Origin of the sequence: Borrelia turcica IST7, assembly GCF_003606285.1 — a bacterium.
In the GTDB taxonomy this organism is placed as follows: Bacteria; Spirochaetota; Spirochaetia; order Borreliales; family Borreliaceae; genus Borrelia; species Borrelia turcica.
On sequence record NZ_CP028884.1, the window covers coordinates 951,444 to 957,653 of the forward strand.

Consider the following 6,210-nt stretch of genomic DNA (forward strand, 5'->3'; position numbering starts at 1 on the left):
AAGTATAAATGAGTATAAGGTTTGGTAAAGGGGTATTATTTAATTCTTTATTACTCATTCCTAATTTCTTGTTTGCTAATGTTGTTGTTAAAGAACAGATTGGGATAAATAGCAATTTTTCATATCTTTTCTCAGACTATGAGAAAAGCAATTCTCTTGGTACTGGGATTTTTGGTTTTGAAAATGAAGTTTATCTAGGATTTTCCATGAGTCATAGCTTTTTCCAACTAGAAGTTTCTCCTTCTTTTGTTATAAAAAGGGAGAATAAGTATTTAGATTTTAAAAATGCATTCCTAAATTTATATTTTGATACTTTAATAGTTAAATTAGGAAAGCAAAATTATCATATAGGAAGTGGGTTAATAGAGAATATTATTTTGGGTAGGATAAAGAAGGCAGAAGAGTGGTTTACAGAAGTATACTATTCTGTCTCATACTATGCTATCTCTTTTGGAGCTATGTTAGATCAATTGGTCTTAAGTGAACTTGAAAGCTCAAAATATGTGTCTCCTTGGGGCTATTTTCAAATATCATTTCCAAGTTGGGATTTACTATTCATGTTAGAGACTCCTTTTCACTTTAAAAGCAATAATGTAGATATCAAATTGATTTTTGACGCTTCTTTTGAAATTTATAATGGAATATTTTTTTATTCTACAATAAGGCAAGATTTGCTTTGCGAAAAAGATTATGCGTTTCGAAGTCAAGATAATAGGTACCTTTTAGGGCTAAGATACTATACTGATTTTGAAAACACTGTAGTAAATGGATTTAATGTTGCTTTTGAGAGTTATTCAAAGAGTAATAATTATTTTATATCAACAGCATTTGTGCTAAGTTGGATTGAAAATTTATTTCAAACATCAGCTGCTTTAAAGTTCAATTTAAGTGATAATTCTTTGCAAGTTTATCTTGAGGGTGATTTTTCTATTACTAAAATCCTTACATTAAAAATTAAGAGCATCTTTGAGCCCTTAAGACAAAAAATACTATTTAAAAGTATACCCTTGAGTCAAATATTGAGCATTGAGATTAAGTTTAAGGTTTAAGGAGAATAGGAAATGAAAAGAATAATTTTGTTTTTAAGTTTATCATTGATTTACATGAATTTATTCTCAGAAGAATTAGATGAGTTAGAGATAAAAGGCCTGGACTTCAGCTTTGATGCAAATTATTTATCTCTTCCAAATACTTTCGAATTTGCACTAGATATTATTCATAATGATTCCAAGATTTCTCCCTTTATTGATATGGGTACCGATTATTATCAAGTGATGCTATTTGGCACTGGCCTTGCTTATGCTTTTAGAAGTTTTTCGTCTAAGTTATTTTATGAGATCAGAATTCCATTTAATTTAAACAGCAAATCAATTGAACATATAGGGAATTTATCACTTGGATATAATTTTGATTATCTTAAAGTTGAGAATACCCTAAGAATAGGGTTGATTAATCATTTGCTTAAAGCGATGGGTGACTTGAAGCATAAGTACTTAAACACATTGACATTGGAGAATAAAGTTGATTTCCTGGCTCCTATTTATTATTCTGAGTTTCAAAGAGCAGAATCTAGAGTATCTTTTATTTATAAATATTTACCAGAGAGTCAAGATCAACTTTATCGAGTACATTGGAATTTTAAATATTTACTCTCAATTCCCTTTGGAGAGATAGGACTTAAGTCTGATTTTCTTAAAACTGATTCTTTAACTGAAACTGACTTGAATACTAGAATAGATTATAACTCTTTAAATTTTTATCCAGTAGCACTTCCTTTTTCTAATAATGCTAATAACTCTTTTAATACTATTTTTAATTTTGGATTTGAATATAGAATATTTTTTCTTGAATATTTAAGAAATGTGGCTTCTGATTTATTTCTAGTATTGTCATTTGATACAGGATATGGACTCTCTGATAACTTTCTTGATAATGGTAGATTTCTTTATATCTCAAGTTTAGGCATTGGGTATAAATTATTTAAAGAAATTCCTTTTGTTTTTAAGGTTGGAATAAATCAAGACAAACAATTGTTATTTGGATTTGTAGTAAGTTCTATTATCTTTGATATTTAAAATTATGAAAATTTTTTGGAAAAGGAGGGTATGTATGATTACGATGATGAGTTAGATCAGACAAGTGTAAAATAAAATGACACTTTAAAAATAATAACAATGAACAAAAATAATATTTTTTTATGTTTCCTAGAGGAGATGATTGAATTATATAAGGGATTTATACCTTCCAATTTGATTGGAACTGTGGTTGAGATAAAGAAAAATTGTTTAGCTATTGAGGTTGGTCAAACTTATTATCAAGGAATCCAATCACAACCTCAGAGCCAACCTCCGGAACATAATCAAATTCCCTACCTGCAATCATACGAACAGCAGGAAGTGTTATTTTCTTATTTTCTAGTACAACCATTTGTTATGGGTGCTCTTAGTGGAATTGGTTGCAAGAAGGAGAGAGTAAGTGGTGATAAAGTGTCACTTGATGTTGGGGATCGTAAGGTTGTAATTAAGAATAAGTATGCTAGTAATAAGCTTATTTTAGAAAAGATTAATAATAATTCTTCGCAATGAGATTCAATCGGGGTTAAAGGTAACGGCTACGCTTAAGGGAACTGCTACTAATGCAGCAGGAAACACAGTGGTTGCTACGGAACCTATTACAGGGACTGCTAGTAAAAATATTAGTCTTGATACTTATCCTGATAAGGCTATTGATAATCTATATACGCAATAAGTATCTTTTTTATATGTGTGTTAATATTAGGTTGTAAGTTGATGGAAATAATAACTTTTAGCAGTGAAGTTTTAATCGGGGGTTTGGATGAGTAATTTTGCATATGAGCATGTACCGGAATATGAGTATGTAAAGCAGGTGTTTCTTGATAAAGGGTTTCCTGAAGAAGTTATTCAATATGTATTATTTCGTAATGCTAATTATCATTATGAGAATTTAGAAATTAGGATGACTGTACTTGAAAAGCAAATGGTTGAGCTTAAGGATGAACTTAAGAATGGAATAGAAAAGCTAGATACTAAGATAGATAGCGTAAGAAATGAGCTTTTAGTAGAGATAAAGGGAGTAAGAAGTGAGCTTAAGGGTGATATAGAGAAACTTGATACTAAGATAGATAGCGTAAGAAGTGAACTTAAGGGTGATATAGAAAAACTAGATGGCAAGATAGATAAACTAGATACTAAGATAGATAGCGTAAGAAATGAGCTTAAGAGTGAGCTAAGCAGTAAAATAGACTCAGCGATAAAGCCACTTTATTGGATATTTGGGTTTGTGTCAACATTTGCTGTAAGTGCAGTAATAGGATTATTTATACATTATCTTAGTAAATAAAATGAGATATATTTAATATGTTCACAATATAAATAGAGATAAGGCTCTAAGGTCTTATCTCTATTTAAAAAGAATTAAAGCATAATGAGATTCTGTAGCATAAATATCACCTCTTGTAGCAGTGACTCTCATATAATCTCCTTTAATCTGTAAGTTTAATTTTCTCTTTAATAATCACAATATTGTGGTTTGTTACTTAAGGTATTAATTATTTATTTTGATCCGATTGTTCTACGTTTTTATGTTTTTTCCTTATATATATTTTTTCCACACAGTTGCAACCCCAAATACATTTAGGACAGTTAGTCTTAATGATTATTGCTTCTGTGTCATTATCTATATCTTCTTCTATCTCTTTAACAAATTTTTTTGTTTTCTGATTTATATTTTCTATTTCTTTTTTTATTTTTTTGACAAAATTTTTTGTTTCTTTGTTTATCTTTTCCATTTCTTTGCCTTTTATTTTTTCTTGTATTGTTTCGGGAGTATTGCAATGGCAGTTATACAAACAGGTAGAACAATCTTCTGTTTCTCTACAAGCACAAGCCTGTATAACCAGAGATGTAATCAAAAAATATCTTATTAAGGATCTCATGTAATCTCCTTAGTCACTATTGTAACTTTTAAAAGGAAATAGAGCCTTTCCCCTTAAGAATAAAGGCTTAATCAAACAGTTAATTAGTTATTGTGTATGATAGTAGTAGGACATGAACAAAAACAGCAATTTTCACAATCGGCAAATGAAGATACTGTAACTGTAAATGTTAAAATTAGAGCTAATAGAATTGTTTTGAGACACATGCTATACCTCCTTACATGTATTTTAATTTTTTAAATAAGGCAGTATAGTTAAATATATATAATATTATAACATATTATTTCTTTAATAGATATTTGTAACTGATGTTTGACCGACTCTAACTTTAATCCTTTAATCTGTAAGTTTAATTTTCTCTTTAATAAGCACAATATTACGGTTAAGTATGTCAATAATGCTTTTATGCCTCTGTTTACTTAAATTAGGGAACTTACTCTTAAGGAAATCAAATTGAAATAAATCAAGAAGAACAACCTTGGATTTACTAAGTAGTATCTTTTTTAGAAGGAATGTAAGTATTTGTGAGTTTTCTTTAATAGTATCTTTATTCTTAAAGTTGAGTAGTTGGTTAAGCCTTGCAACTTCATCGGGAATTATTTTGTTTTCTATGGTGTCTTGAGAGTGAAATTGTGTTGTTTCTATTCCTTTAAGCTTAACTTCACTTTTTTTATCAAGACCAGTGAAGTGATCGAAGAAGTCTTTAACGATAACACCATTAGAAGCAACATTATATCCCTTGCTAGATAAAACTTTTCTAAATTCATATTTAAGTTCTTTAATGTTGAAAAGCTTACCGTTGGTATTAAAAGAATCAATAGCTATAATCATGCACTCTTTAAAGAAATTAAAAGCCGTACCTCTCATTATTTTGTGTTGGTTAGTTATTTTAGAATTAATAGAAGATTTGTAAAGCCAATCATACATTTTTTTGCTTATTTCTAATTTTCTATTTTGTCTAATGTAGTTAATTTTAAGTTTAATGTCTGCAATAGAAGGTGAATTAGTGAGTTTGAAATCTCTATAGCTTTGTGCAGCCGACTCATCATCAATGTGACCTAAAATCTCGGCAACTCTTGGATATATTTCTTTACTCCCATGAGTATCATCAAAATAGCCTTCACGCTTTAAGATAAGAGTAGTATAAATAGATCTAAAATCAGATACAAGGAAGTTGGAGTCAAAAATTTTTGTAAGTTCACGCTTAAGCAACAGGTTAATAGTAGAGTCACTAAGCTCATTATCTTCCCAACGCTCTCTTATATCCTTATATTGAGTTGTGTTTGAAAAAATAGAATAGGCTGTAAGGAAAAGTTTCTTATCAACAGTTAAAGGAATACTGTAAGGAGTATTAAACCGTTTAGCATCTCTAGTCTTAAGTTGTCCTTGAAATAAGATAGAGTCCTTTTCTTGAGAGTCACTAAAAGAACCAGCAATAATTTCTAAACTTCTTCTACCAGAGGCAAGAAGTAACCCCATATAAAGAAGTTCAAATCTATGTGACAATAAGAGTTCTTCAGTTAAGAGAAGAAATTCGCGTTTATTAAAAGATTTTTTATTCGCATTACGCTCCTTAACCCTCCTATTCTTCTCTGCAGTAATAGCTTCATACTCTTCTCTAGTAAGCTTAAAGTATTTAAGCATAGGGTGAGTAGGATTTATTTCTTTTATTCTACCTCTTATTTGAGTAACAAGCTTGCTAATATAATTATCAGAGTAGTTAGTAGTAGATTTAATATTTTGTAGGAATGCTTTTGCACGCCCATTAAGCCTAAGCTTATAAGTCTTATCGTCAATGATATCTTCAGACAAGTATTTATCAAGAGATTTAATTTCATCAATAAACTTATTAGTGAAATTATTGTCATTTGTATTTTGTTCTCTAGTATTGCTGTTAGCCATAATAAAGCTCCTTATAAAAGTGATATAAATAATTAAATTCTAGTCTAGTTTATTAAATGCACCCTTAAACCATTAAATTAGAGAATTAGAGTTAAGTTTATTATATTATTTTAAGAATAAAATGTAAATAGATATAAAGGTTATTTAGTAAATAAATAAAATTTAAATAAAAATATAAAAGAATATGGAATAAAGAAATAATGTTAATTAAGGATTTAAGTATGGGATATATAAGAAAATAGTAGTAACATAAATAGAGAAGTAAAAGTATAATAAGTAAAAAGGTAGTTATAGACTATACTTAATAATAATTATAAAGTAATTAAAGAAATAATAAACATTATAGTTAACTT

General features: G+C 28.8%; 6 protein-coding genes. 4 read left to right on the plus strand and 2 right to left on the minus strand.

Going from position 1 to position 6,210, the window contains the following annotated elements; translation table 11 throughout:
- Positions 1-8 precede the first annotated feature (8 nt).
- The 4 genes from DB313_RS04520 (at position 9) to bdr (ending at position 3,360) form a co-directional block, all read left to right on the plus strand.
- Positions 9-1,049 carry a hypothetical protein gene (locus DB313_RS04520; protein WP_238614524.1) on the plus strand — a complete coding sequence of 347 codons (1,041 nt, stop codon included), beginning with the start codon at positions 9-11 and terminating at the stop codon, positions 1,047-1,049.
- Between the two features lie 12 nt (positions 1,050-1,061).
- Positions 1,062-2,075 (plus strand): hypothetical protein, encoded by a 1,014-nt coding sequence (locus DB313_RS04525; RefSeq protein ID WP_120104624.1) that lies wholly within the window; start codon positions 1,062-1,064, stop codon positions 2,073-2,075.
- 99 nt (positions 2,076-2,174) lie between these two features.
- Complete coding sequence (locus DB313_RS04530) at positions 2,175-2,585, plus strand: hypothetical protein (protein ID WP_152031113.1); 411 nt, start codon at positions 2,175-2,177, stop codon at positions 2,583-2,585.
- Between the two features lie 250 nt (positions 2,586-2,835).
- Positions 2,836-3,360, plus strand: a complete 525-nt coding sequence (gene bdr / locus DB313_RS04535) for a Bdr family repetitive protein (RefSeq protein WP_120104626.1) — start codon at positions 2,836-2,838, stop codon at positions 3,358-3,360.
- A 208-nt stretch (positions 3,361-3,568) separates the two neighbouring features.
- On the opposite strand, the gene DB313_RS06425 is transcribed toward bdr, so the two are convergent.
- Both DB313_RS06425 and DB313_RS04545 read right to left on the minus strand, forming a co-directional pair.
- Entirely contained in the window at positions 3,569-3,955 is a 387-nt protein-coding gene (locus DB313_RS06425; protein WP_161555017.1) for a hypothetical protein, read from the minus strand.
- A gap of 336 nt (positions 3,956-4,291) precedes the next feature.
- Positions 4,292-5,857: a protelomerase family protein gene (locus tag DB313_RS04545; RefSeq protein WP_120104628.1), complete on the minus strand. Its 1,566-nt coding sequence runs from the start codon at positions 5,855-5,857 to the stop codon at positions 4,292-4,294.
- Positions 5,858-6,210 lie beyond the last annotated feature (353 nt).

Bases quoted from the DNA above. Each gene is read 5' to 3' on its own strand.
- DB313_RS04520 (WP_238614524.1), top strand. From the start codon at position 9: ATGAGTATAAGGTTTGGTAAAGGGGTATTATTTAATTCTTTATTACTC.
- DB313_RS04525 (WP_120104624.1), top strand. From the start codon at position 1,062: ATGAAAAGAATAATTTTGTTTTTAAGTTTATCATTGATTTACATGAAT.
- DB313_RS04530 (WP_152031113.1), top strand. From the start codon at position 2,175: ATGAACAAAAATAATATTTTTTTATGTTTCCTAGAGGAGATGATTGAA.
- bdr (WP_120104626.1), top strand. From the start codon at position 2,836: ATGAGTAATTTTGCATATGAGCATGTACCGGAATATGAGTATGTAAAG.
- DB313_RS06425 (WP_161555017.1), bottom strand. From the start codon at position 3,955: ATGAGATCCTTAATAAGATATTTTTTGATTACATCTCTGGTTATACAG.
- DB313_RS04545 (WP_120104628.1), bottom strand. From the start codon at position 5,857: ATGGCTAACAGCAATACTAGAGAACAAAATACAAATGACAATAATTTC.